25 protein-coding genes are annotated in these 23,077 nt (G+C 62.3%); 9 read left to right on the top strand and 16 right to left on the bottom strand.

The genetic code is table 11. From position 1 onward, the window contains the following. Positions 1-103: 103 nt before the first annotated feature. The 4 genes from EY713_RS17645 to EY713_RS17660 all read left to right on the top strand — a co-directional run bounded on the left by EY713_RS17645 (position 104) and on the right by EY713_RS17660 (position 3,100). The gene (locus EY713_RS17645) at positions 104-577 is read left to right on the top strand and encodes a RidA family protein (RefSeq protein ID WP_131117382.1); all 474 of its coding nucleotides are present in this window, start codon (positions 104-106) and stop codon (positions 575-577) included. Beyond that, positions 574-1,338: a glycerophosphodiester phosphodiesterase family protein gene (locus EY713_RS17650; RefSeq protein WP_131117384.1), complete on the top strand. Its 765-nt coding sequence runs from the start codon at positions 574-576 to the stop codon at positions 1,336-1,338. Before EY713_RS17645 ends, EY713_RS17650 begins: the two co-directional genes overlap by 4 nt. Before the next feature lie 55 nt (positions 1,339-1,393). Next, positions 1,394-2,623 (top strand): GNAT family N-acetyltransferase, encoded by a 1,230-nt coding sequence (locus tag EY713_RS17655; RefSeq protein WP_131117387.1) that lies wholly within the window; start codon positions 1,394-1,396, stop codon positions 2,621-2,623. 138 nt (positions 2,624-2,761) lie between these two features. Then, entirely contained in the window at positions 2,762-3,100 is a 339-nt protein-coding gene (locus EY713_RS17660; protein ID WP_131117390.1) for a hypothetical protein, read from the top strand. A 29-nt stretch (positions 3,101-3,129) separates the two neighbouring features. Here EY713_RS17660 and EY713_RS17665 read toward each other — a convergent pair whose 3' ends face one another. Beyond that, a complete protein-coding gene (locus EY713_RS17665) occupies positions 3,130-3,657 on the bottom strand; it encodes a CreA family protein (RefSeq protein ID WP_131117393.1) in 528 nt (175 codons plus the stop codon). Between the two features lie 103 nt (positions 3,658-3,760). Here EY713_RS17665 and EY713_RS17670 point away from each other — a divergent pair, with 103 nt between their 5' ends. Continuing rightward, a complete protein-coding gene (locus EY713_RS17670; protein WP_131117396.1) occupies positions 3,761-5,122 on the top strand; it encodes a DUF2865 domain-containing protein in 1,362 nt (453 codons plus the stop codon). Here EY713_RS17670 and EY713_RS17675 read toward each other — a convergent pair. The 4 genes from EY713_RS17675 to proS form a co-directional block, all read right to left on the bottom strand. Further along, complete coding sequence (locus tag EY713_RS17675) at positions 5,091-6,449, bottom strand: glutamate--tRNA ligase (RefSeq protein WP_131117399.1); 1,359 nt, start codon at positions 6,447-6,449, stop codon at positions 5,091-5,093. The two genes, EY713_RS17670 and EY713_RS17675, sit on opposite strands and share 32 nt — an antisense overlap. Before the next feature lie 78 nt (positions 6,450-6,527). Beyond that, the gene (locus EY713_RS17680; RefSeq protein ID WP_131117401.1) at positions 6,528-7,211 is read right to left on the bottom strand and encodes an ABC transporter ATP-binding protein; all 684 of its coding nucleotides are present in this window, start codon (positions 7,209-7,211) and stop codon (positions 6,528-6,530) included. Further along, a complete protein-coding gene (locus EY713_RS17685) occupies positions 7,211-8,512 on the bottom strand; it encodes a lipoprotein-releasing ABC transporter permease subunit (RefSeq protein ID WP_131117404.1) in 1,302 nt (433 codons plus the stop codon). Before EY713_RS17685 ends, EY713_RS17680 begins: the two co-directional genes overlap by 1 nt. Continuing rightward, entirely contained in the window at positions 8,509-9,852 is a 1,344-nt protein-coding gene (gene proS / locus EY713_RS17690; RefSeq protein ID WP_131117407.1) for a proline--tRNA ligase, read from the bottom strand. Before proS ends, EY713_RS17685 begins: the two co-directional genes overlap by 4 nt. A 322-nt stretch (positions 9,853-10,174) precedes the next feature. Here proS and EY713_RS17695 point away from each other — a divergent pair, with 322 nt between their 5' ends. Further along, positions 10,175-10,387, top strand: a complete 213-nt coding sequence (locus EY713_RS17695; RefSeq protein ID WP_131117410.1) for a hypothetical protein — start codon at positions 10,175-10,177, stop codon at positions 10,385-10,387. A 17-nt stretch (positions 10,388-10,404) separates the two neighbouring features. Here the strand turns inward: EY713_RS17695 and tgt are convergent, their stop codons facing one another. From tgt to EY713_RS17750, 11 genes are all read right to left on the bottom strand, one after another. Beyond that, complete coding sequence (gene tgt / locus EY713_RS17700) at positions 10,405-11,526, bottom strand: tRNA guanosine(34) transglycosylase Tgt (RefSeq protein ID WP_131117413.1); 1,122 nt, start codon at positions 11,524-11,526, stop codon at positions 10,405-10,407. After that, positions 11,523-12,623 carry a tRNA preQ1(34) S-adenosylmethionine ribosyltransferase-isomerase QueA gene (gene queA, locus EY713_RS17705; RefSeq protein ID WP_131117416.1) on the bottom strand — a complete coding sequence of 367 codons (1,101 nt, stop codon included), beginning with the start codon at positions 12,621-12,623 and terminating at the stop codon, positions 11,523-11,525. The genes tgt and queA overlap by 4 nt, the downstream gene beginning before the upstream one ends. A gap of 30 nt (positions 12,624-12,653) precedes the next feature. Beyond that, a complete protein-coding gene (locus EY713_RS17710) occupies positions 12,654-13,109 on the bottom strand; it encodes a peptidylprolyl isomerase (RefSeq protein WP_131117419.1) in 456 nt (151 codons plus the stop codon). A gap of 2 nt (positions 13,110-13,111) precedes the next feature. After that, entirely contained in the window at positions 13,112-13,714 is a 603-nt protein-coding gene (locus tag EY713_RS17715; RefSeq protein WP_131117422.1) for a hypothetical protein, read from the bottom strand. An 8-nt stretch (positions 13,715-13,722) separates the two neighbouring features. Beyond that, positions 13,723-14,274 (bottom strand): peptidylprolyl isomerase, encoded by a 552-nt coding sequence (locus EY713_RS17720; RefSeq protein ID WP_131117425.1) that lies wholly within the window; start codon positions 14,272-14,274, stop codon positions 13,723-13,725. Between the two features lie 251 nt (positions 14,275-14,525). Next, complete coding sequence (cimA, locus tag EY713_RS17725) at positions 14,526-16,118, bottom strand: citramalate synthase (RefSeq protein ID WP_131119909.1); 1,593 nt, start codon at positions 16,116-16,118, stop codon at positions 14,526-14,528. 2 nt (positions 16,119-16,120) lie between these two features. Then, positions 16,121-16,639 carry a GNAT family N-acetyltransferase gene (locus EY713_RS17730; protein WP_245572773.1) on the bottom strand — a complete coding sequence of 173 codons (519 nt, stop codon included), beginning with the start codon at positions 16,637-16,639 and terminating at the stop codon, positions 16,121-16,123. Continuing rightward, positions 16,639-18,024, bottom strand: a complete 1,386-nt coding sequence (gene cysS / locus EY713_RS17735; RefSeq protein ID WP_131117428.1) for a cysteine--tRNA ligase — start codon at positions 18,022-18,024, stop codon at positions 16,639-16,641. The genes EY713_RS17730 and cysS overlap by 1 nt, the downstream gene beginning before the upstream one ends. Positions 18,025-18,232: 208 nt before the next feature. Beyond that, positions 18,233-18,583 carry a hypothetical protein gene (locus EY713_RS17740; protein ID WP_131117431.1) on the bottom strand — a complete coding sequence of 117 codons (351 nt, stop codon included), beginning with the start codon at positions 18,581-18,583 and terminating at the stop codon, positions 18,233-18,235. A 209-nt stretch (positions 18,584-18,792) separates the two neighbouring features. Then, on the bottom strand, positions 18,793-20,220 hold the full coding sequence (gene hydA / locus EY713_RS17745; RefSeq protein ID WP_131117434.1) for a dihydropyrimidinase: 1,428 nt from the start codon (positions 20,218-20,220) through the stop codon (positions 18,793-18,795). A gap of 70 nt (positions 20,221-20,290) precedes the next feature. Next, positions 20,291-21,535: a Zn-dependent hydrolase gene (locus EY713_RS17750; protein ID WP_131117437.1), complete on the bottom strand. Its 1,245-nt coding sequence runs from the start codon at positions 21,533-21,535 to the stop codon at positions 20,291-20,293. A 121-nt stretch (positions 21,536-21,656) separates the two neighbouring features. Here EY713_RS17750 and EY713_RS17755 point away from each other — a divergent pair, with 121 nt between their 5' ends. The 3 genes from EY713_RS17755 to EY713_RS17765 are packed head-to-tail and all read left to right on the top strand — an operon-like array spanning position 21,657 to position 23,073. Then, positions 21,657-22,298, top strand: coding sequence for a TetR family transcriptional regulator C-terminal domain-containing protein (locus tag EY713_RS17755; RefSeq protein WP_131117440.1), 642 nt, complete (start codon positions 21,657-21,659; stop codon positions 22,296-22,298). Positions 22,299-22,354: 56 nt separating this feature from the next. After that, entirely contained in the window at positions 22,355-22,561 is a 207-nt protein-coding gene (locus tag EY713_RS17760) for a TOBE domain-containing protein (RefSeq protein WP_131117443.1), read from the top strand. Beyond that, the gene (locus EY713_RS17765) at positions 22,561-23,073 is read left to right on the top strand and encodes a hypothetical protein (protein ID WP_131117446.1); all 513 of its coding nucleotides are present in this window, start codon (positions 22,561-22,563) and stop codon (positions 23,071-23,073) included. Before EY713_RS17760 ends, EY713_RS17765 begins: the two co-directional genes overlap by 1 nt. The last annotated feature ends 4 nt before the right edge of the window (positions 23,074-23,077 follow it).

Consider the following 23,077-nt stretch of genomic DNA (forward strand, 5'->3'; position numbering starts at 1 on the left):
TAGCGTTGCAAAAAAGGCGGATATGCAGCGAAAAGGGTCGGACGATGGCGGGTGAAGCACGTTATCAGCCTCGCCGACGTCCGATTTCATTTCAGAGGGCCACATGAGCGTCATCGACCAGAAACTCGCAAGCCTCGGCATCGTCTTGCCGGTTCCCGTCGCGCCCATCGCCAATTATGTGCCTTTCGTTCTGATCGGCCGTTCGCTGTACATTTCGGGTCAACTTGCGATCGGGCAAGATGGCAAATTGTCGGACGCCCATAAGGGCAAGCTCGGCGGAACGGTTGATAAGCTCGCCGGTCAGGCTGCGGCTCGGCTCTGCGTCATCAATTTGCTGGCTCAAGCGAAGGCGGCCCTCGGGAATCTCGACCGTATCGCGCGCGTCGTTCGTCTCGGTGGCTTCATCAATGTCGAGCCCGACTATATCGACGTTCCCTTCGTGATGAACGGCGCCTCCGACCTCGCAGTCGAAATTTTCGGCGACAAGGGTCGCCACGCACGCTCGACCGTGGGGGTCGCGTCGCTTCCGCTCGGCTGCGCCGTCGAGGTCGAGGCGCTGTTCGACATCGACGCGTGACAGCTCAACCGACCAGCTCCTCTGCGCCTGACTGGTTGACCGCACGGCCGATCGCTCATCGAGGCCTGCATGACATCGCGGTTGGGATCGTCGAAAATTCCCCCTCGGCCGCCGATGCCGCGGTCGAGGCCGGATATGCGATCGAGTGCGATGTTCAATTGACCCTCGATGAGGATGCGGTCGTGTTCCACGATTTCGACCTCGACCGGCTGACGTCGGAAACCGGGACCATCGCGTCGCGCACGTCCAAAGACGTACAGTCGATCGCGTATCGAACGGGCAGCGACACCATCATGTCGCTCTCCACCCTCCTGGCTAGGTTAGCTGGGCGCACGCCGCTGATCTGCGAGATCAAGAGCCGCTTTGACGGCGACGTTCGCCTCGCTGATCGTGTCATGTCCCTCGTGCGGCGTTACAACGGCCCCGTCGCGATCAAGAGCTTCGACCCGGCCGTCATCGCGCATCTTCGCGGTCAGTCCCCTGCCCCGCTCGGGATTGTGGCGGAGGCGCGCTACGATGATCCGGAATGGAGCGGACTTTCGGACGGCCTCAAACTCGAACTCGAACAGATGCTTCACTTCGGCGAGACCCGGCCGGACTTTCTCTCCTATCGCGTGGGCGATCTGCCGCATGCGGTGCCCTATCTCTGTCGAACGGCGCTCGGTATGCCGGTCATGACCTGGACGGTTCGCAGGCCGGACCAGCATCTTCTGTCCCGCCTCTGGGCGGATCAGATCGTGTTCGAGGGCTTTCGGCCCTGACGACCGGCCATAGCGGCGCCTCAGACACGACAAATGTTCCTGGTGTGAGGTTGTCATGATCGATCCCTCTGGCGAAGACGTTGCCGACCTCAGCGTCCGCGTCGTTTCGACGATTGCGGCGGTCGCGGCAGAGACGTGGGATCGCTGCGCCAATCCGGTCTCGCTCGAGCCATCCGACCCCTCGGAGCCCCGCGGCGAACGGCATAACCCCTTCTTGTCGCATGCGTTCCTGTCGGCCCTCGAAGAAGCGGGCTGTACGGGGCCTCGCGCCGGATGGCAGCCCGTTCATGTCGTGGTCGAAACGGCGAATGGCGACGTCGTCGGGGTGGCGCCCACCTACATCAAATCGCATTCGCAAGGCGAATATGTATTCGACCAGGGCTGGGCCGATGCCTATGAACGCGCCGGTGGCCATTACTACCCGAAAATCCAGGTCGCGGTTCCGTTCACGCCTGTCACCGGCCGTCGTCTGCTGGTGGCTGAGGGCCCGTTTGGCGACGCCGCCGCGACCGCTCTCTGTGCGGGGCTCGATGCGCTTCGCACGCAGGTGAAGGCGTCCTCGATCCACCTCACGTTTCTGACCAAACCCGAGTGGGACATGCTGGGCGAGCGCGATTACCTCCAGCGCACGGATCAGCAATTTCACTTTATTAACGACGGCTATGCCGACTTCGAGACGTTTCTCGCGGCGCTGGCATCGCGCAAGCGCAAAATGATCCGTCGCGAGCGGAAGGATGCGTTGGCGAATGGCATCACGATCGAACACGTGACCGGCCGCGACCTGACCGAAGCGCATTGGGACGCCTTTTATCGGTTCTACATGGATACCGGTGCGCGCAAGTGGGGCAGGCCCTATCTCAATCGCAAGTTCTTCTCGCTGATCGGCCAATCGATGCCGGAACGCGTGCTGCTGGTCCTCGCCAAACGCGAGAACCGCTATATCGCGGGCGCCATCAATTTTATCGGCGACGACGCGCTGTATGGGCGAAATTGGGGTGCGGTCGAGGAGCATCCCTTTCTGCATTTCGAAGTCTGTTACTATCAGGCGATCGATTTTGCCTTGTCGCGCGGGTTGGCTCGCGTCGAAGCGGGCGCACAGGGCGAGCACAAACTGGCACGCGGCTATCGCGCGGTGCCAACCTATTCGGCTCACCACATCGCCGATCGTCGTCTGGCGCAAGCGGTCTCAGATTATCTCGAACGCGAGCGCGCTTACGCGGCGGATGCGCTCGAAGCCTACGCCGAACATGCGCCGTTTCGACGGCCGGAGCCGGAGCAGGAGTAACCGTCGACACAGTGGTCGTGCCTTCGACAGGATGAGCGCCGTCGGAACCGATTGCTTAAACTTTTATAGATGTGTCTCGACCATGGTTCCGGTGGTCCCGATCGGGGGCCAAGCGCTTCGCTTGATACCGGGTGATCGATGTTTCTTCCCGCGCGCCGCCTCCTTGGTTCGGCTTCTCTCTCGCTGATCGCCCTCGCGGCGCTATCGACCTTCCTGCTCTCCGGCGCGGTTGCGCCCGCCTATGCGGCCGAGCCGCTGTCGTTCACGGTTCCGGCAGAAGATGGCTACGGCATCGGCGACTGTATGCACGCGGGTAGCGAATGCGGGCGGGTTATGGCGAATTCCTGGTGCGAGGCGCACGGCCACGCGAAGGCCGTCGCCTACGGGTCGGCCGAGGACGTGACCGGCAGTGTCCCCACGTCCGACCGCATCGTTCAGGTTGCGGCCGGAGATGTCGTCATTCGCTGCGGCGACTGACCTCAGCGCCGATCGGGGTTTAGCGCCGATCAGGATTTAACGAAGTCGCCGCATTTCGGAACGTCGCCTGATGCGCCCCAAGGTTGGACCGGGACGGCCGAGGTCGAGTTCTTCGGAGATCCTTCGACCAGCTTGTCCGAATAGGCCATGTAGACGAGCGTGTTGCGCTTGGCATCGCAGCCCCGCACGATCTGCATCTTCTTAAAAAACAGCGAGCGCTTTTCGGTGAAGGCGACGTCGCCCTGGTGGCTCTGCTGCGTGAACTTGATCGGCCCGATCTGGCGGCAGGCGAGCGACACGTCAGAGGTCTCCTCGGCCACCCCGAACGCGCCTGAGAGGCCGCCACGTTCCGGAACCGTGAAGAAACAGGCGACGCCCTGCACTTCGGGATCGTCGACCGCATAGGTGGCGAGCTTGTCGTTTGGCGTCATCATGTGGAACACGGTTGACTTGCGGAAGATGAGGTCCGGGTCGTCGGCGAGAGCGGGCCCGCAAAGTGCCGCGAAAATCGGAGCCACAGCGAGGATGCATGCGACTGGGCGGCTGAAAATGAACATAGGTCTTCATCCCGAAACGGTGGCGGCCAAACGGGAGCCCAAGATCAGGACCCACCCGTTGCGCTTCAGGTAGGAAATCCCGGGCCATTGATCCACCCCTGAGATGGCCACGACCGCAGACCATCATTACGACATCAAATCCACTATCGTCCCGGCCTGGTTCCGCGGGTCGATCCCGGGTGTCGAATGCGCCATCGGCGCCGCTTCGGAGTTGATGTTGCTTCTAGACAATAAACGCACGCCCCACGCGCCAGTGTTCCGCATCAGGCCGCGCCGCTCGACGACAGTCATCGCGTCGCTCTTGCTGATCGCGCTTGCGGTCTCGTCCGAGTCGCTTGGGGCGTCGGCACAAGACCTCGATTGCAACCGCCTTCAGGCCGCCATCAACGCAAGCCGGCAAAATGCCGACGACGCCGGGCGTGGCACCTTCGACAGGGCGGCGCAACGGCAACGTTACGAGATCGAGCGCACCCGCAATTATGCGGCCTCGATCGGGTGCGACAACCAGCAGCGCGGGTTCTTCGACGATGGCCCGCCTCCGCAATGCGACGCCATCAATGCTCAGATCGAGCGCATGCAGGGCAATCTGTCACGCATCACGCAGAGCGGGCGTGACGCTCACCCCTCCGACGAGGAAGACGGTCAACGGGCCGCTCTCGTGGCGCGCTACAACGCCTCGTGCTCGACAAGCGGCAACCCGGCCGATCTCGCCCAGCAGCATGACTCGGGGTTCTACGGCAACGAGGGCCACAACCCCGCAGATCTGCAATCGACCTCGGTGAATCCTGATGATCTCTCGGGTCTTCCGCTCGGAGGCGACAGCTCCGAGGTCACGCAGCAGAGAAGTGCCGGCAAGGCGATCTGCGTCCGAACCTGCGATGGCGGCTTTTTCCCGCTGACCGCAAGCGCCTCGCAGGACCAACTCAGCAGCCTCGATGAACTTTGCAAGGCGTCCTGCCCTAATGCCGAGGCCAAGCTCTATACGACCGGTTCAAGCGACAATCTCGCATCGGCCACGGGACTCGACGGAACGCCTTACACGTCGCTTCCCTCCGCTTTCAAATTCGAGAAGACTTTCGATCCCACCTGCAGTTGCAAGCCGCCCAAGCAAAGCTGGGTGGAGGCGCTGGCTAATGCGGAACGGCTTCTCGGCAATGACCATCACGGTGACGTGACGGTGACGCCGCAGATGTCCGATCAGATGTCAAAAGCGGCCCCTGCCCCGCAACCCAAAGGCAAGGCGGCACGCAAGCAGAAACGCGAGGCGGCCGCCACGACCGACGATACGAAAGTCGTCATCGAGGGCCAGCGCGCCTCGCAAGCTCCGACGGCCACCAACGCCTCCGCCGGCATTGCAGCGAGCCCGACGCAAGCCGCCAAGGTGTTCAAGGAAGGCGACGGCGCGACCCGGACCGAGAAGGGGCCCGACGGCGTTATGCGGAATGTGCGGATAATCTCGCCGTAGCGCGGGCCCGGCCGATCAGCGGCAGCAGGGCCGCTAGTTCGGGGCCGGTCTCTCGCCCGGTCAGCGCAAGACGGAGCGGATGAAACAAGGCTTTGCCCTTGCGTCCGCTGCTGGCTTTGAGCGCGGTCGTCCACGCCGGCCATGTGGTGTTATCCCACGGTTCCGCCGGGAGCGCGTCCCGCGCTTGCGCCAGAAAGACGGCGTCCTCGATGACCGGCTCGATCGAACCGGTCGCGACCGACCACCAGAGGTCGACATCGTCGAAGCGCTCGAGATTGCCGCGGACGGTGTCCCAAAAGGCTTCGGAGACATCGCCCGTGATCCCGCGATCGGCCAAACGCAACGCGACATCAGCGATCGGCATGGCATGCAGGGTCTTGGCCGACAGAGCCCAGAGTTCGGCCTCGTCGAACCGGGCTGGCGCGCGTGATAAATGCGCGAGATCGACCAGATCCTGCAACTGCTCGAGGCTCTGGACGGGCTGCACTGACGTCGCCGAGCCCGTCAACACCGCCATGCTGGCAATCGCGAGTGCTTCGACGCCGGCTTCGCGCAGGCCGGTGAGCGACAGAGCGCCGGACCGTTTCGACAAACCTTCGCCTTGCTGGTTCATCAGAAGGTTGTGGTGGCCGAACGCCGGAACATCGCCGCCAAGTGCCCGGAAGACCTGGATCTGCACGGCCGTATTGGTGACGTGATCCTCGCCTCGAATCACATGCGTAATCCCGAGGTCGATATCATCGACGACTGAGGGCAAGGTATACAGATAGGTACCGTCTTCACGCATCAGCACAGGGTCGGACAAGGACGCGCTATCGATGTGGCTCTCACCGCGCACGAGGTCGGTCCAGGTTTCGGTACCGGGCTCGAGCAGGAAGCGCCAGTGCGGCGTGCGGCCCTCGGCTTCCAGCGCCTGTCGATCGGCTTCGGTCAGGTTGAGGGCTGCCCGATCGTAAACGGGCGGCAAACCCCTTGCCTGCATCCGCTTGCGCCGTCGATCGAGTTCGTCGGCCGTCTCATAGCAGGGATAGAGCCGGCCGAGGGCCTTGAGCTTCTCGGACGCAGCAACATAGAGGGCCACCCGGTCCGATTGCCGGACTTTCAGCGATGGAAGGGCGCCCAGCCACGCAAGATCGACCTCGATCGAATCGGCATATTCGGCGCGCGACCGCTCGACGTCCGTATCGTCGAAGCGGAGGATGAACTGCCCCCCTGCCGCTTTGGCAAAGAGATAGTTCAACATCGCGGTCCGGGCATTGCCTATATGGATGCGTCCCGTCGGGGACGGTGCGAAGCGGACGATAGGAGGCGTGGAGGAATGGCTCATCGGATCTTCTTGCCGCAAGCCACCATCAGGCGCAACGCGACCGTTCAGCGATCAAACGCCTGAGCATCGTCCTCAAAGCTACGGCATCTCGACGATGATGCCGTCCCGCAAAGTGACGCGCCGATCCATACGGTTAGCGAGATCCATATTGTGGGTCGCGATCAAGGCCGCGAGGCCGGTCGCCTTGACCAGACCGGTCAGGGTCGAAAACACGTGCTCGGCGGTTTTCGGATCGAGGTTGCCGGTCGGCTCGTCGGCTAGCAGGATGCCCGGCGCATTGGCGACCGCCCGCGCGATGGCGACACGCTGCTGCTCGCCGCCAGAGAGTTCCGCAGGTCGATGCGTCAGGCGTTCTGCAAGCCCGAGATAAGCCAGGAGTTCGGTCGAGCGCGCCACCGCCTTCGACCGGGCCAAGCCTCGAATGAGTTGCGGCAGCATGACGTTTTCAAGCGCGCTGAACTCGGCCAGGAGATGATGAGCCTGATAGACAAAGCCGATCCGGGTGCGGCGTAAGGCGGTGCGGGCCGAATCGGCCATGAAAGCGGTCCGGTCGTCGCCGACAAAAACCTCGCCACCATCCGGCTTTTCGAGCAGTCCGGCCACATGCAACAGCGTCGATTTGCCAGCGCCCGAGGGAGCCACGAGCGCGACGGATTGGCCGGGCCAGAGCGAAAGATCGGCGCCTCGCAGAATGTCGAGCGTCGACTGGCCCTGGACGTAGCGGCGGTCGACCTTGGCGAGCGTGAGGGAAGGATGTGCCATCACTCGTACCGCAACGCCTCGACCGGATCGAGCGTCGCGGCTCGCCAGGACGGATAGAGGGTCGCGAGAATCGACAGCAAGATCGTCATGACCACGACCGCGATCACGTCGCCCGGTTCGACCCGCGAGGGAAGATGCGACAGGAAATAGAGTTCGGAGGGAAACAGGTTCGAGTGGAACGCCCAATTCAAGAAGGTGCGAATGCCCTCGATATTGCGCGCCACCAACACGCCGAGCACGAGTCCCGCAAAAGTGCCGGCGACCCCGATCGCCGTTCCGGTGATGAGGAAGATGCGAAGAATCGCGCCGCGTGTCGCGCCCATGGTGCGGAGGATGGCGATATCCGGGCTTTTGTCCTTCACCAGCATGATGAGGCCCGAGATGATGTTGAGCGCCGCGACGAGCACGATGAGCGCCAGGATGATGAACATGACATTGCGCTCGACGTTCAACGCATCGAAGAACGTCTTATTGCGCTGACGCCAGTCGGTCATGATCATCGGTCGGCCGACGACAGCATCGAGCTTGGCCCGCACCTCATCCATGTGGTCGGGATCGTCCACAAAGGCTTCGATGACGGTCGCCTCGCCATCCTTGCCGAAGAAAGCCTGAGCTTCTGTGAGTGGCATGTAGACGAAGCTCGAATCGAACTCCGACATGCCGATCTGGAAGATCGCGGTGATCGGATAGCTCTTGATCCGAGGTGCGACCCCGAACGGGGTCTGCGGTCCCTTCGCGGTCAGCACCGAGATCGTATCGCCGATCCGCAACGCCAACGACTCGGCCAGCCGTTGGCCGATTGCAACGCCGCCGGTCGCGTCGAAATTATCCAACGTCCCGAGCGTGATGTGCCCCGCGATCCCGGGCAGACGCTTGATGTCGGCTTCCTTGATGCCGCGGATCAGCGCGCCGGCCTGATTATACGGCGACGACACGGCCGCCGCGCCTTCGATCATCGGGATGACCAGTTTGACGCCCGGCACTTTCGCCAAGCGCTCGTCGACCGCGTCGTAATCGGTCAGCGGCGTCTCGACCCCTTGCAGGAACACATGCCCGTTGATGCCGACGATCTTGTCGAGCAACTCGTGCCGAAACCCGTTCATGACCGACATGACGACGATGAGGGTCGCGACCCCGACGCCGATCCCGAGGAACGAGAAGCCCGCGATCTCCGACACGAAGGCCTTGGATCGACGGCCCCGCAAGTAGCGGAGCGCAACCAGCCATTCGAACACCGAAAAGGGTTTCGAGCCAGCTTCCGACGGAGCGGCCCGCGTCGCGACAGCCACGGCATCTGTCATTGTGCGACGCGATCCTTCTTGGCTTTCAACCGGGCGACCGCCTCATCGAGGGTCACAAGATCTCGCGTCCCGCTGCGGCGATTCTTCAATTCGACCTTGCCTTCGGCGAGGCTCTTCGGCCCAACGATGATCTGCTCGGGCAGGCCGATCAAGTCCATGGCGGCGAATTTCGCACCGGGCCGTTCGTCGCGGTCATCGTATAAGATGTCGAAGCCGAGCGCCGACAATCGGCGGTCGAGATCGTGACAGGCCGCATCCGTCGCTGCGTCGCCGACCTTCAGATTGGCGATCCCGACATCGAAGGGAGCGACGGCATCCGGCCAGATAATGCCATTGTCATCATGGCTCGCCTCGATCAAGGCTGCGACGAGCCGAGAAGGACCAATGCCGTAAGACCCCATGTGGACCGGCGTCTCTTTGCCATCCGGCCCGGCGACAGTCGCCTTCATGGCTTTCGAATATTTCGTGCCGAAATAGAAGATATGTCCGACCTCGATGCCGCGCGCCGAGACTTTGGCGTCCTCGGGCAAGGCGTCGTAGGCCGCAACATCGTGCTTCTCGGACGTCGCCGCATAAAGTGACGTCCACTTATCGACGATGCCCTGCAGTTCGGCCGCGTCATCGAAATCGACGCTCGCGGGCGGCGGCGTGAACGACAGATAGTCCTTGTGACAGAAAACTTCGCTCTCGCCGGTCGACGCCAAGATGATGAATTCATGGCTGAGGTCGCCGCCGATTGGTCCCGTGTCGGCCATCATCGGAATGGCGGTGACGCCGAGCCGTGCGAAGGTCCGCAGATAGGCCGTGAACATCTTGTTGTAGGAATGCCGCGCGCCGTCCGCATCGAGGTCGAACGAATAGGCATCCTTCATCAGGAACTCGCGCGAGCGCATCACGCCGAAACGCGGCCGCACCTCGTCCCGAAACTTGAGTTGGATGTGATAGAGGTTGAGCGGCAAGTCCTTGTAGGATCGCACGGAACCGCGGAAGATCTCCGTCACCATCTCTTCGTTGGTGGGACCGTAGAGCATGTCCCGCTCGTGCCGATCGGTAATGCGGAGCATCTCCTTACCGTAATCGTCGTAGCGACCCGACTCACGCCACAGATCGGCCGATTGAATCGTCGGCATCATGATCTCGATGGCGCCCGAGCGGTCTTGCTCTTCACGGATGATCGCATTGATCTTCGATAACACCCGGAGGCCAAGCGGCAGCCAGGCGTAGATACCGGCGGCCTCCTGCCGGATCATACCGGCCCGCAGCATCAAGCGATGCGAAACGATCTCCGCCTCTTTTGGATTCTCACGAAGCAGAGGCAGAAAATACCGGCTCAGGCGCATGCACATTCTCGATCGGCGGCGCCGCGATGGCACCGAATTCAGGGGCGGAGCGCCAAACAACCGTAAGCACAGTCAAAACACAAGCCACGGTGACGGTTTACCTGCGTCGACCAAAGCTCAGGATGACAGCAGGCGTGATCGACACCTTTATCGGATGCCAAGCGGGTCGTTAAGATTTTATGAATCCACGCACGATCGATCGTCAAGTTTTTCTGCTCGCAGATCGCATGAAGCTTAACTTTGCATTCAGCCTGAAACCGCTATGACTTGCCCAACTTCAGCGCAGGCTTAACCCCGAACCGGCGCAAATTCAGGCAATACAATGCTCCAGTCCGCAATCTTCTCCGACCTTCATGCCGCCGACCTCGACACCGGTCGCAATAGTCTTTCGAAGCTCTTTCAGGTGAGGAGCCGAAAGAATAGTTTTTCTCGCCTCGCCCACTGGGGCCGCACGCTGTTCTCGCGTGACGATCTCGCCGGGCTCAACGGTCATTTGCTGCGTGACATCGGCCTCTCGGACCACGCGGTCGATTGACGATCGTCCGGCGGCGCTCAGGCGTCGCCGCGTTCCCAGTCGGCTTTCGTCTCGGCTGCGAAATCAGCGAAGCGGTCGAGACGGATCGCCTCCCGCATACCGCCCATAAGCGCCTGATAATACGCGAGATTGTTCCACGTCAGCAGCATCATGCCGAGGATCTCGCCGGATTTCACGAGATGGTGCAGATAGGCGCGCGAATAGGTGCGGGTCGCCTCGCAGGGTGATGCCTCGTCGAGCGGACGCGGGTCATCCGCGTGTTTCGCATTCCGCAAATTCACCTTCCCGAAGCGGGTATAGGCGAGCCCGTGCCGCCCTGCCCTCGTCGGCATGACGCAATCGAACATATCGATCCCGCGGCGCACCGACTCGAGAAGATCATCTGGCGTACCGACGCCCATGAGGTAGCGCGGTTTGTAGGTCGGGAGATGCGGCGCGACCGTCTCGATCATGGCCAGCATCACGTCCTGCGGCTCACCGACAGCGAGGCCGCCGACCGCATACCCTGGAAAGTCCATTCCGGCCAAAGCCGTCGCGCTCTCAATTCGGAGATCGGGGACGTCGCCGCCCTGCACGATGGCAAAGATCGCGCGCCCCGGCTTGCCGCCGAACGCCTTGCGGGAGCGCTCGGCCCAGCGCAGCGACAGCAGCATGGCCCGCTCGATATCCTCCCGCGACGCCGGCAGCCGCACGCATTCATCCAGCTGCATCTGAATGTCGGACCCGAGCAGATCCTGGATCTCCATCGAGCGCTCCGGCGTCAGCACGTGTCTGCTGCCATCGAGATGGGATTGGAACGTCACGCCATGTTCGTCGAGCTTCCGCAGCTTGGCCAGCGACATGACCTGGAAGCCGCCCGAATCGGTGAGGATCGGATGCGGCCAGTTCATCATCGTGTGGAGGCCGCCGAGGGAGGCGACCCGCTCCGCCCCGGGCCGCAGCATCAGGTGATAGGTGTTGCCGAGCACGATATCGGCCCCGAGGTCGCGGACCTGCCCAGGATACATCGCCTTGACGGTCCCGGCCGTCCCGACCGGCATGAAAGCCGGCGTGCGGATGCTGCCGCGCGGCGTAGCGATCTCGCCAAGACGAGCCTCGCCTGAGGTCGCTTTGAGCGTGAACGTGAAGCTGTCGCTCATGCCGTGCCCTCGTCTAGGCTCGCATCGGCGCGGAACAGCAGGCTGGCATCGCCGTAGGAGTAGAAGCGATATCCCGCCTCGATCGCGTGACGGTAGGCGTCGTGCATGGTCGAAAGGCCCGAAAAAGCGGCGACCAGCATAAACAGGGTCGACCGTGGGAGGTGAAAATTGGTCATCAACACATCGACGGCGCGAAACCGATAGCCCGGTGTGATGAAAATCGAGGTGTCGCCCGAAAAAGGCTGGATGGTTCCAGCCTCGTCTGTGGCGGTCTCGAGGATCCGGAGCGATGTCGTGCCAACCGATACTATTCGCCGTCCCTCGGCATGGGCGGCGTTCAAAGCCTTTGCGGTCTCAACATCGATCTCGCCCCACTCGGCATGCATATGATGATCGAGCGTGTCGTCCACCTTCACGGGCAGAAACGTTCCGGCGCCGACATGCAGGGTGACGCGATGAACCGCAATGTCACGCGCCATGAGCGCCGCGATGAGGTTGGGGGTGAAGTGGAGACCGGCCGTCGGGGCCGCCACGGCGCCAGGATCGCTCGCGAACATGGTCTGATAGCTATCGCGATCGGTCGCGTCCTGCGGCCGCTTGGCCGCGATATATGGGGGCAGCGGCATCGACCCGACCGCCTCGATCGCTGCATCGAGGGCCGCGCCACTAACCGCGAAGCGCAGCAAAACCTCGCCACCCTCCTGCTTGTCGATCACGTCGGCGACGAGCGCCTCGCCCTGCCCGCCATCGGCCATAAAGGTGACCTGCTCGCCGATCGCCAGCTTCTTGGCTGGACGGACGAAAGCGCGCCACAGGTCCAAGCCCTCGCGTTTGTGGAGCGTGGCATCGATATGGGCGACCGCGTCACCCCGTCGTCGCTGTCCTGACAGGCGCGCCGGAATAACCTTTGTGTCGTTGACGACGAGAACGTCGCCGGCGCGGAGCAGATCCGGAAGATCGAACACACGCCGATCGTCGAACGAGGGGGCGTGTTCACGCGGCTCGACAACGAGCAACCGCGCTGCATCGCGCGGTTGACTCGGGTGCAGCGCGATCGACTCGGCCGGGAGGTCGAAGTCGAACGCTTCGATACGCATGGAACGTGGTCCGCTCTTAGCTCGGGTCGCTTACGAAACGCGAGCGGTCGTGATCCGGTCCGGATCGCGAACGGGCTCGCCGCGCTTCAGCTTGTCGACATTTTCCATGCCGGACGTGACTTCGCCCCATACCGTATATTGCTTGTCGAGGAAGCCGGCATCACCGAAGCAGATGAAGAACTGTGAATTCGCCGAATTCGGACTCTGGGCGCGCGCCATCGAGCAGGTGCCGCGCACGTGCTTCTCGTTGTTGAATTCGGCCGGCAGGTTGGGATAGCTCGACCCACCCGTTCCGGTCCCGTGCGGGCAACCGGTCTGAGCCATGAAGCCATCGAGGACACGATGGAACGCGACATTGTCGTAGAAATGCTCGTTGGCGAGTTGCGTGATCCGCTCGACATGCTTCGGCGCGAGATCGGGACGCAGCTTGATGACGACGGGGCCTTGCGTCGTCTCCAACGTCAGGGTCGTGTTCTGTTCGCTCATGGTCATTGTCCTTGCTGTACGAAACTGATTGCGAAAATCTGCCCGGCGATCGCATTGCCGAGCGAGGGTGAAATATGCAGCGGCGCGCAATGCGAAAGCGCCGAAAGCAGCGACGATTTCAGGTCCGATCCCGTGCTGCGACCGGAAGGTGGCGCTGCCGCGATCAACCGCGGAATACCATTGACCGATCCGTCGCGTTTGAAACTGACCCGCAACGTGATTTGACCCCATCGACTGTCTTGTGCCGATGGCGCGACCCAACATGCTCCCAAGGCCGACGCGACGTCGACATAGCGGTTGAGCGTGGTCGGAGCAGCGGCCAGCTTCGAATGTCCGTCCGGCCCGACAGGCACCGTCAGCACGAAACCCTGCGGGAGCGGCGGGTTGTCCGAAGCAGGCCGGCCATCATCCCATTGGAACGGGATATTCTCATAAGGACGACCGGGGAACAGGAGATCAGGATCGCCGTAACCATCGTCGTTTGGAACGTCGATACAATCGACGCACCGGCGATACCGGGCGGTGGCCTCAGGCGGCGCGCATAAGCCAAGCGTTACGGCAAAGCCGACAACGCCGCCGAGAAGCCATTGACCCGATGTCGCCAATCATCGCCTCACTTGGTGTCGGATGCCAGCCGCATCGTCACGATTTTGTCGGGCGCATCGACCGCACCGTTGTTGTCGCTCGATCCCTTCTTGATCTTGTCGACGACGTCCATGCCGGCCGTCACCTCGCCGAACACAGTATATTTGCCGTTGAGGAAAGGCGCGTCAGCCAAGCAGATGAAGAACTGCGAATTCGCCGAATCCGGGCTCTGCGATCGCGCCATGCCAAGAGTGCCGCGCTTGAACGGGGTGGCGTTGAATTCGGCCTTCAAGTCGGGAAGCTTCGAACCGCCTGTTCCGGTTCCGGTCGGGTCACCCGTCTGGGCCATAAAGCCATCGATCACGCGATGGAACACAATCCCGTCGTAGAAATGTTGAGACGTCAACTTCTTGATCTGCGCGACATGCTTGGGTGCGAGATCTGGCCGCAGCTCGATGGTGATCCGGCCATCTTTGGTGTCGAGATAGACCGTGTTGGCATCTGCCGCAAAAGCGGTTCCGCTTGCGACCGCAAGCACGAACGGAATGGCGAGCATCAGATCGCGGCGTCTGAGTGTCATGACGTCTCCTCGAATTCAGAGCTGCCGTTCACGCTTGGCTGAGAGGCACAATGCGAAAAGACGGCAACATTGGTATGAGCGGGACACGACGTCCCAAGGCGGCCTCTGCTTACCACCGCAGGATGTGGTGGCAAGCCTCGCGACCCACAAGGCTCGACTGGACGTGCGACGCTGCCTATCGACAACAACTCGCCCAACCCTTCTGCACTGTCCGGCTGTCCTGAACGCCAGACACGCTGCCGGAGGACGTGTCAAACGGCGCCGGAGATCAACAGCTTGTAGGTTACGCTGTCGACCAAGGCCTGAAATGACGCATCGATGATGTTGGCCGAGACCCCCACCGTGGTCCAACGCAAGCCGTCCCGATCGCCGCATTCGATCAGAACACGCGTCACCGCATCCGAGCCGCCCTGGAAGATGCGAACGCGATAGTCCAGCAGCTTCAGGTCGGCGATGTAGCGTTGATACTTGCCGAGATCCTTGCGGAACGCGAGATCGAGCGCGTTGACCGGGCCATTGCCTTCGGCGGCCGAAATCAGCGACTCGCCGTCGACCGAGACCTTCACGATGGCCTCCGACACGGTGACGTGTCGCCCCGCGGCGTCGAAGCGCCGCTCGACGTTCACACTGAACCGTTCCACATCGAAATAATGTGGAACGTCCCCCAGCACGCGACGGGCCAACAGCAGAAACGAGGCGTCGGCCCCTTCATAGGCATAGCCAAGCGCTTCTTTCTCCTTCACCTCGTCGAGCAGGCGCTGGAGGCGCGGATCGTCGCGATTGACCGCGATTCCGAGCCGCTCCAGTTCCGCAAGGATGTTCGATCGCCCACCCTGGACCGAAACCAGAACCTTGCGGCTGTTGCCGACGCTCGCGGGGACGATATGCTCGTAGGTGCGCGGGTCTTTCGCGACCGCCGAGGCGTGAATGCCGGCCTTTGTCGCGAAAGCACTGGACCCGACATAGGGCGCGTGGACGTCGGGCGCGCGGTTCAGAAGTTCGTCGAACGCATGCGACAGCTTGGTGAGACCCGCCAATTTGTCGACCGTGACGCCGATCGTGAAGCGGTCGGCATAGTCGGGCTTCTGCAGCAGCGTCGGGATCAGCGACACGAGATTGGCATTGCCGCACCGCTCGCCAATGCCGTTCAGCGTTCCCTGAATTTGCCTGACGCCGGCCCGAACCGCCGCGAGCGAATTGGCCACCGCATGTTCGGTATCGTTATGCGTGTGGATGCCAAGGTGGCTTCCAGGAATCTCTCTCGCGACCTCGGCCACGATCGCCTCGATCTCGTTCGGCAAGCTGCCGCCATTGGTGTCGCATAGCACGATCCAGCGCGCACCAGCCTCGAAAGCCGCCTTGGCACAGGATAGTGCATAGGTCGGGTTGGCTTTGTAGCCATCGAAAAAATGCTCGCAATCCAGCATTGCTTCGCGACCCCGTGCCACGACAGCCTGGATCGACTCGACGATCCCCTCGAGGTTCTCGTCCAGCGTCGCGCCCAGCGCGACCCTCACCTGATAGTCCCACGCTTTGGCCACGAACACGACGGCATCGCAATCGGCTTCGAGCAGGGCCGCGAGGCCCGGATCGTTCGAGGCCGACCGACCAGGCCGCTTGGTCATTCCGAACGCGGCGAAGCGAGCCTTGAGGTCCGGCTTAATGGCGAACAACGCCGTATCGAGCGGATTGGCACCGGGGTACCCCCCCTCGATATAGTCGATGCCAAGCTCGTCGAGCAGGTGTGCCACACGACGCTTGTCGGCGAGCGAGAAATCGACGCCGGTGGTCTGCGCCCCATCCCGCAACGTCGTATCGAAGAGAAAGAGCCGCTCCCGATTCACGGTCACGACGCTTCGTCGGCGGGCTTGTTCAGGCCGGCTGCGACGAGATCGAATTCCATCGTCGTATTGCCCAACCACTCACCGCCGACCGACACCATGTTGCGGACCATCGGCACGAAGCCGCGCACCATGAAAAAGTCTCGCGCCGTATCGCTGGCATCGACGATCAGTTTGGCGGTTCCACGCCCGGCCGCGATCCGCTGCAAGGCGTCGCAGAGCATCGTCGCAACGCCCTGACGGGCGAGATCCGGCGCGACATAGAGCATACCGATCTTGTCTTTGCCCTCGAGCACCGCAAAGCCGACCGGCTCGCCGGCGAGGCTGGCCACGAGAGTCAGGCCCCCGGTCAGCCGCTTGGCAAAGTCCGGCGTGTCGGCCAAGGCCGCCCAGGCCTCCCGCTGATCGTCGCTGTAATCTTCTTCGGTCAGGGTCTCGACGCTGGCTTGGAAGATTGAGGCCAGCATCGGCCCGTCGGTCGGCAGCATCGGCCGCAGGGTTGCGCCGCTCATGCGGTCAGCCATCAGACGGAACTCCTTGTGGCGGCATCCCAAGTGGTGGTGCCGTCCTTGTTGTCCTTCAAGGCGACGCCGAGCGCCAGCAGCACGTCGCGCAAGCGATCGGACTCGGCCCAGTCGCGGGCGGCACGCGCCGCAAGGCGCTGCTCGATCAAGGTTTGCACCTCGGCGGCATCGACCGACAAACCATCGCGACGGCGCGCGGCCCAGGCGGCTGGCGTGTCCTGCAACAGGCCGAGCACGCGAGCCACGCCAATCCCCGTCATCGGATCGTCGCCGAATAACCGATGCAGATCCCCCAGCATCGCGGGCGTGTTCACATCATCGAGAAGCGGCGCCAAAGCCCCGTCGAGCGAGCGACCCACGCTCTCGTCTCGTATCGGCTGGTCGGCCGCGATCGCGTACCAGCGATCGAGCGTCTTCTCGGCTTCCTCAAGGGCCTGCACGGTCCAGTCGATCGGCTTTTGATAGTGGGTCCGCAGCATGGCAAGGCGTAAGACCTCGCCGGGCCACGACCGGCCGCCGAACGTTTTGGTGGTGAGCAGATCGTGGATCGTGATGAAGTTGCCCAGCGACTTGGACATCTTCTCTCCCTCGACTTGCAAGAAGCCGTTGTGCATCCAGAAGTTCGCCATGGTGGCGTGTCCGAAGGCGCATCGTGTCTGCGCCACCTCGTTCTCGTGATGCGGGAAGATGAGGTCGATGCCGCCGCCATGGATGTCGAACACTTCGCCGAGATGTTTCCAACTCATGGCCGAGCATTCGATATGCCATCCGGGGCGGCCGCGTCCCCACGGGCTGTCCCATCCGGGCGCTGCCGGAGCGGCCGGTTTCCACAGCACGAAATCGCCGTCGTTGCGCTTATATGGAGCCACTTCGACGCGGGCGCCCGCGATCAACTCGTCGAGCGGTCGGCGCGAGAGCTGGCCGTAATCGGGCATCGAGGGCGTATCGAACAGCACATGACCGTCCGCCGCATAGGCATGGCCGGACGCGATCAGCCGTTCGATGATGGCGAGCATCTCGGCGATATGCTGCGTGGCGCGGGGCTCGACGGTCGGGACCAAGCAGCCGATCGAGGCAGCGTCCTCCTGGAAACCGCGTGCCGTGGTCTCGGTCAATTCACCGATCGTGATGCCGCGCTCGGCCGCGCGTGCGTTGATCTTGTCATCGACGTCAGTGATGTTCCGCACGTAGCGAACGTGGTCGACCCCGTAGAGATGCCGCAACAGGCGATAGACGACATCGAAGACGATCAGCGGGCGGGCGTTGCCGATATGCGCGCGATCGTAGACCGTCGGCCCGCACACATAGAGGCGCACATCGTCAGCATCGATCGGCGCAAAGTCTTCCTTGCGCCGCGTCAGGCCGTTGTAGAGGCGCAAAACCATCGCGTTGTCCCGGCGTGGAGCTTGGCCGAAGCGCGATCAAGTCATGATGATGGACAAGACAGGTCGCGGGCCAGCGAATGTGCTAGCCAATCCTTGCAAACATGCAGGTCTCGACGTCGAAGCTGTCCATAGGTGGTGACTAGGCCAAGCAGCCCTGCCGCGTCAACGGCCAAGCACGCGACGCCTCATTGGTTGCCCAAACCAATGTTCAGGCTGACGCGTAGCTGTCGGATGCATCGCAGGCGGCCGAAGGCTTGGTCGGTCTTGGAATGCGAGCCCCGCTGCGTGGCTCGGGAATACGACGCTCGAGGATCACCTGAAGACCATGCAGCAGCGGGAAATCCTGCCCCCGCAAGGCATCGACAAGGTCGCGCCAATCCCGTTCGCCTGCTCGACGAGCGAAGCTGCGGACATGACTTGCTGTCAAAGCGCCGACACCGACGCCTGCATGCACAGCCTCGGCTTCGATTTCGGCCGCGAATGAGCCGCCGATGGACGCCACCGCAGCCTCGGCAACGCCTTCGTTGGCGCATGAGTGCAAAAGATCAGACACCAGCATCAAGACCTCCCCGTCGACCGATGGGATCCATGACTTCGAGACACCCGCCCCCGCGGTTTTGCCGCCAGCGACGTCTCCAGCCCGGTCTGCTGCCTAGAAACCCATCGAGCCCTAATAATGGCGCGTCGACCGATATGGTGCCATATATTTATTTATCTTGACTGTTACTTTGTCGACGCAACCAAGCGGCCTGCAGCGCGTTTCTGCCCTCAACGTTTGACGGGCTGAGGCGCATGGTCGGCCTTGGCGGTCCGCATCGCGACGTTGACGGGACTGAAGGGCTGGCGCGCGATAAAGCGCCCGCGTCCTGCATCGGCCGTCACCACGCCATTCTCGTAGACGATCTGACCGCGCGAGAGAGTGATGCGCGGAAGTCCCTTGCACGCAAACCCCTCGAAGACGTTGTAATCGATCGCTGAAAACTGTTTTGCTGCGGTGATGGTCTTCGTGGCTTCAGGGTCCCAGATGACCAGATCGGCGTCGGCACCGGGCTCGATCGCCCCCTTCTTTGGATAGATGTTCAGGATCTTGGCAATGTTGGTCGAGGTGACGGCCACGAACTCGTTCATGGTCAGCCGTCCGGTCACAACCCCATGGGTCCAAAGCAGCGGCATGCGATCCTCCAAGCCGCCGGTCCCATTCGGGATCTTCGTGAAATCATCCTTACCGAAGCGTTTCTGCTCGGTCATGAAAGCGCAGTGATCGGTGGCGACCACTTGTAGCGAGCCGGCCCGGAGACCGTTCCACAGATCGTCCTGGTGCGACTTGTCGCGAAACGGCGGCGACATCACCCGCCGGGCCGCGTGATCCCAATCAGCGTTTTGATACTCGCCATCGTCGAGCAAAAGATGCTGGATCAGCGGTTCGCCATAAACGCGCTGGCCGAGGCTACGGGCCCGCCGAATGGCTTCATGGGCTGGAATGCACGACGTATGCACGATGTAGAGCGGCACACCCGCCTGATCGGCCAACATGATGGCGCGATTGGCGGCCTCGCCTTCGACCTCCGGCGGCCTCGAATAGGAATGCGCCTCCGGGCCGGTGATGCCGGCGTCGAGATAATGCTTTTGCAGCGCGGCGACGACCTCGCCATTCTCGGCGTGAACGAGGGGCAGCGCGCCCAGTTCGGCGCAACGCTGGAAGGACGCGAACATCTCGCCGTCGTCCACCATCAAGGCGCCTTTGTAGGCCATGAAATATTTGAACGTGGTGACGCCGCGCTCGACGACCTTGGCCATGTCGGCGCTAACTTGCGGCGTCCAATACGGGATGGCCATGTGGAACGAATAATCGGCACAGGCCCGCGTGCCGCGTCGGTCCCAATCGGCCAACGCCTCCATCAAAGGCTGACCATGGTTGGGGATGCAGAAATCCACCACCATCGTCGTGCCGCCCGACAACGCGGCTTTGGTGCCGATCTCGTAATCGTCCGTCGTGGTGGTTCCCATGAACGGCATTTCGAGATGCGTATGCGGGTCGATCCCGCCCGGCATCACGAAACAACCGGTCGCGTCGATCGTGGTTTCGCCCGTGAGATCGAGACCGATGGCCGCGATCGTCTCACCCTCGATCAGGATATCGGCCTTCACGGTGCGATCGGCCGTCACAAGGGTCCCGTTCTTGATCACCACCGACATCTCGACCACTCCTCCGTCTTGTCGTCTTCGTTTTGTCGTCGTCCGACACCTGAAACCAAAGTCGCCGCGCTCAGGCGACGATTTCAGCCTTTTCCAACACGGCATGCATCAGCACCTGCGCGCCCGCGCTGGCCCATTCCGGCTTGATATTCTCGGCCTCGTTATGGCTGATCCCATCGACGCAAGGCGTGAAGATCATCGAGGTCGGCGCGACGCGCGCGAGATAGCAGGCGTCATGACCAGCGCCCGACACGATGTCGCGATGGCTATAGCCATAAGCCTCGGCTCCGCGCCGCACAGCCGCGATACAGGTTTCATCGAAGGGAACCGGAGCATAGGAGAACACGCATTTCAGGTCAGCTTCGAGACCGCTCTCGGCGACGATGCGGGCGACACCCTCGCGCAGCGCCGCATCCATCAGATCGAGTTCAGCGTCTTGCGGGTGGCGAAATTCGCAGGTCATGAAAACCGAGCCTGGGATGACGTTCCGCGATCCAGGATAGGGCGTCAGCATGCCGACCGTCGAGACCGCCAGCGGCGGGTGTGCAAGTCCGATCGCGTTGACCAGACCGACGATGCGGGCTGCCCCAACCAGAGCGTCGCGCCGGCGCGCCATTGGGGTCGAGCCGGCGTGGCTCTCGAAGCCCGTCAGGTTGATTTCGTACCAGCGCTGGCCCTGCCCGTGCGTCACAACCCCGATATCGATCGCCTCGTCTTCGAGGATCGGCCCCTGTTCGATATGGAGCTCGAAAAAGGCATGGACCGGCTTGCCGACCGGCTCGCTGCCCTTGAAGCCGATCCGCTCGAGTTCATCGCCGAATGTCAGGCCGTCGCGATCGGTCAGGCTGTAAGCATGCTCCTGCGTGTAGGCGCCCGCAAACACGCCCGACGCGATCATGGCAGGCGCGTAACGCGAGCCTTCCTCATTAGTCCAATTGGCAATCTCGACCGGGTGGCGCGTCTTCACCTTCATGTCGTTCATCGAGCGCATGACCTCGAGAGCCCCGAGCACGCCGAGCACGCCGTCGAACTTACCCCCGGTCGGCTGCGTGTCGAGATGGCTTCCCATCAACACGGGCGGCAGGCTTTGGTCCTCGCCGGCTCGCCGCGCAAACATGTTGCCCATCTGGTCGACCGTGACCGTCAGACCTGCCGCTTCGCACCACGTCGTGAACAAGTGGCGCGATTGCTTGTCGAGGTCGGTCAGGGTCAAGCGATTGCACCCGCCTTTCGGGGTTCCGCCGATCTTGCCCATCTCCATGAGGCTGTCCCATAGCCGAACGGGATCGACGCGAAGATTGGAGAGATCGGACATGCTGGCTTCGAGGCTCCATGGATCCGGTTTGCGGTCGGACTTTGCCGGAGGCTAGTCTAAGTTCGACCAGACGGTCAAACTGTCCCGTAAACTCAGATCGAAAAGCCGATATGCTGATTTCATGAGCGAAATTCATTCTTTGATGCGAAAAAAGTCGTCAGGTCGAGCCGAAACCGAGGCGCTTCTTCTGGCGGCTGCGGAATCAGTCTTTGCGGAACAGGGGTTCGGGGGTGCCACCACGGCTGCGATCGCCAAACGCGCGGGTCTGCCGAAATCCAACCTCCACTATTATTTTCCAACCAAGGAAGCGCTGTATCGCGCCGTGCTGGCCAACGTGCTCGAAGCCTGGCTTGCAGCGGCGGCATCGTTCGATCGCGCGGCGAGCGCCGAACAAGCCCTGACCGCCTATATCGAGGCCAAAATGGATCTCGCCCGGCAGTTTCCGCTCGCCTCCCGCATCTTCGCCAGCGAGATCATGCGTGGCGCACCGCTGGTACAGGACTTCCTCGAGACAACCCTGAAGGCATGGCTGGCGCAGCGCGAGCCGATCATCGATGGCTGGATCGCGGCCGGTCAACTCCGCCCCCTCTCGGCCAAGACGCTGATCTATATGATCTGGGCGACGACGCAGCACTATGCCGATTTTGCCCATCAGATCAAAACGCTGAACGGCGGGCACGATCTCTCGACACGCGAGTTCGACGCCGCCAAGCGGCAGGTCGTCGAGACGATTCTCGGCGGCATCCTGATCGAGCGTCCGTGACTTAAAGCCATCCCCATGCCACAAGGCAGCCTCGTCTCGGGGACAGGACCGCAGCCATGAAACTCAGCTCGCGCAATCAGTTAAAGGGCAAAATCGTCGAGGTCGTTAAAGGCCAGACGACCGCCCATGTCCGCCTCGACGTCAATGGGACGATCGTGACCGCATCGATCACCAACGAAGCGGTCGATGATCTCGGCCTGAAAGCCGGCATGGATGCCTATGCGGTGGTGAAATCCTCCGACGTCATGTTTGCGATCGATTGATGCAAATCCGCTTCCTCGGTCTTGCGGCCCTATCGCTGCTGGCAACGTCGACAAGCGCTTTCGCACAAGGCTCTGACGCTTGCACGTCTTTCAAATGGCCGATTACACGCGAGCAAAAGGCCTTTGCGGCCTCTCCGCTGAAGGCCATTCCGCAGGGCGCCAACGGGCCGGGGTTGTCCGAAGCCGCAGCCGTTCAACTCGTGCCACAAGCCGGGGTCACCTATCCGGTTCCGCCGGCGCGCGCGGCGAAAGCGAACCCGGCCTATGGAGCCGTGCTGACCATGCCACCGATCATCGCGGCGGGGATTTATCAGGCGACACTGTCTGACGAAGCCTGGATCGATCTCGTTCAGGACGGCGCCAAGCTGCGGTTCGACTCGTTTTCGGGAAAAGCCGGCTGCCCGGGCGTCCGCAAGAGCGTTCGCTTCAAGCTCGCTCCTGGTCCGGTGACTGTGGAGATCAGCGATTCAGCGAAGTCAACCGTCAATCTCATCCTGTTGCCGGCTGAGTAAGTCG

The organism is Lichenihabitans psoromatis, assembly GCF_004323635.1.
Lineage (GTDB): Bacteria > Pseudomonadota > Alphaproteobacteria > Rhizobiales > Beijerinckiaceae > Lichenihabitans > Lichenihabitans psoromatis.

Bases quoted from the DNA above. Each gene is read 5' to 3' on its own strand.
- EY713_RS17645 (WP_131117382.1), top strand. From the start codon at position 104: ATGAGCGTCATCGACCAGAAACTCGCAAGCCTCGGCATCGTCTTGCCG.
- EY713_RS17655 (WP_131117387.1), top strand. From the start codon at position 1,394: ATGATCGATCCCTCTGGCGAAGACGTTGCCGACCTCAGCGTCCGCGTC.
- EY713_RS17660 (WP_131117390.1), top strand. From the start codon at position 2,762: ATGTTTCTTCCCGCGCGCCGCCTCCTTGGTTCGGCTTCTCTCTCGCTG.
- EY713_RS17665 (WP_131117393.1), bottom strand. From the start codon at position 3,657: ATGTTCATTTTCAGCCGCCCAGTCGCATGCATCCTCGCTGTGGCTCCG.
- EY713_RS17670 (WP_131117396.1), top strand. From the start codon at position 3,761: ATGGCCACGACCGCAGACCATCATTACGACATCAAATCCACTATCGTC.
- EY713_RS17675 (WP_131117399.1), bottom strand. From the start codon at position 6,449: ATGAGCCATTCCTCCACGCCTCCTATCGTCCGCTTCGCACCGTCCCCG.
- EY713_RS17680 (WP_131117401.1), bottom strand. From the start codon at position 7,211: ATGGCACATCCTTCCCTCACGCTCGCCAAGGTCGACCGCCGCTACGTC.
- EY713_RS17685 (WP_131117404.1), bottom strand. From the start codon at position 8,512: ATGACAGATGCCGTGGCTGTCGCGACGCGGGCCGCTCCGTCGGAAGCT.
- proS (WP_131117407.1), bottom strand. From the start codon at position 9,852: ATGCGCCTGAGCCGGTATTTTCTGCCTCTGCTTCGTGAGAATCCAAAA.
- EY713_RS17695 (WP_131117410.1), top strand. From the start codon at position 10,175: ATGCTCCAGTCCGCAATCTTCTCCGACCTTCATGCCGCCGACCTCGAC.
- tgt (WP_131117413.1), bottom strand. From the start codon at position 11,526: ATGAGCGACAGCTTCACGTTCACGCTCAAAGCGACCTCAGGCGAGGCT.
- queA (WP_131117416.1), bottom strand. From the start codon at position 12,623: ATGCGTATCGAAGCGTTCGACTTCGACCTCCCGGCCGAGTCGATCGCG.
- EY713_RS17710 (WP_131117419.1), bottom strand. From the start codon at position 13,109: ATGAGCGAACAGAACACGACCCTGACGTTGGAGACGACGCAAGGCCCC.
- EY713_RS17720 (WP_131117425.1), bottom strand. From the start codon at position 14,274: ATGACACTCAGACGCCGCGATCTGATGCTCGCCATTCCGTTCGTGCTT.
- EY713_RS17730 (WP_245572773.1), bottom strand. From the start codon at position 16,639: ATGGCTGACCGCATGAGCGGCGCAACCCTGCGGCCGATGCTGCCGACC.
- cysS (WP_131117428.1), bottom strand. From the start codon at position 18,024: ATGGTTTTGCGCCTCTACAACGGCCTGACGCGGCGCAAGGAAGACTTT.
- EY713_RS17740 (WP_131117431.1), bottom strand. From the start codon at position 18,583: ATGCTGGTGTCTGATCTTTTGCACTCATGCGCCAACGAAGGCGTTGCC.
- hydA (WP_131117434.1), bottom strand. From the start codon at position 20,220: ATGTCGGTGGTGATCAAGAACGGGACCCTTGTGACGGCCGATCGCACC.
- EY713_RS17750 (WP_131117437.1), bottom strand. From the start codon at position 21,535: ATGTCCGATCTCTCCAATCTTCGCGTCGATCCCGTTCGGCTATGGGAC.
- EY713_RS17755 (WP_131117440.1), top strand. From the start codon at position 21,657: ATGAGCGAAATTCATTCTTTGATGCGAAAAAAGTCGTCAGGTCGAGCC.
- EY713_RS17760 (WP_131117443.1), top strand. From the start codon at position 22,355: ATGAAACTCAGCTCGCGCAATCAGTTAAAGGGCAAAATCGTCGAGGTC.
- EY713_RS17765 (WP_131117446.1), top strand. From the start codon at position 22,561: ATGCAAATCCGCTTCCTCGGTCTTGCGGCCCTATCGCTGCTGGCAACG.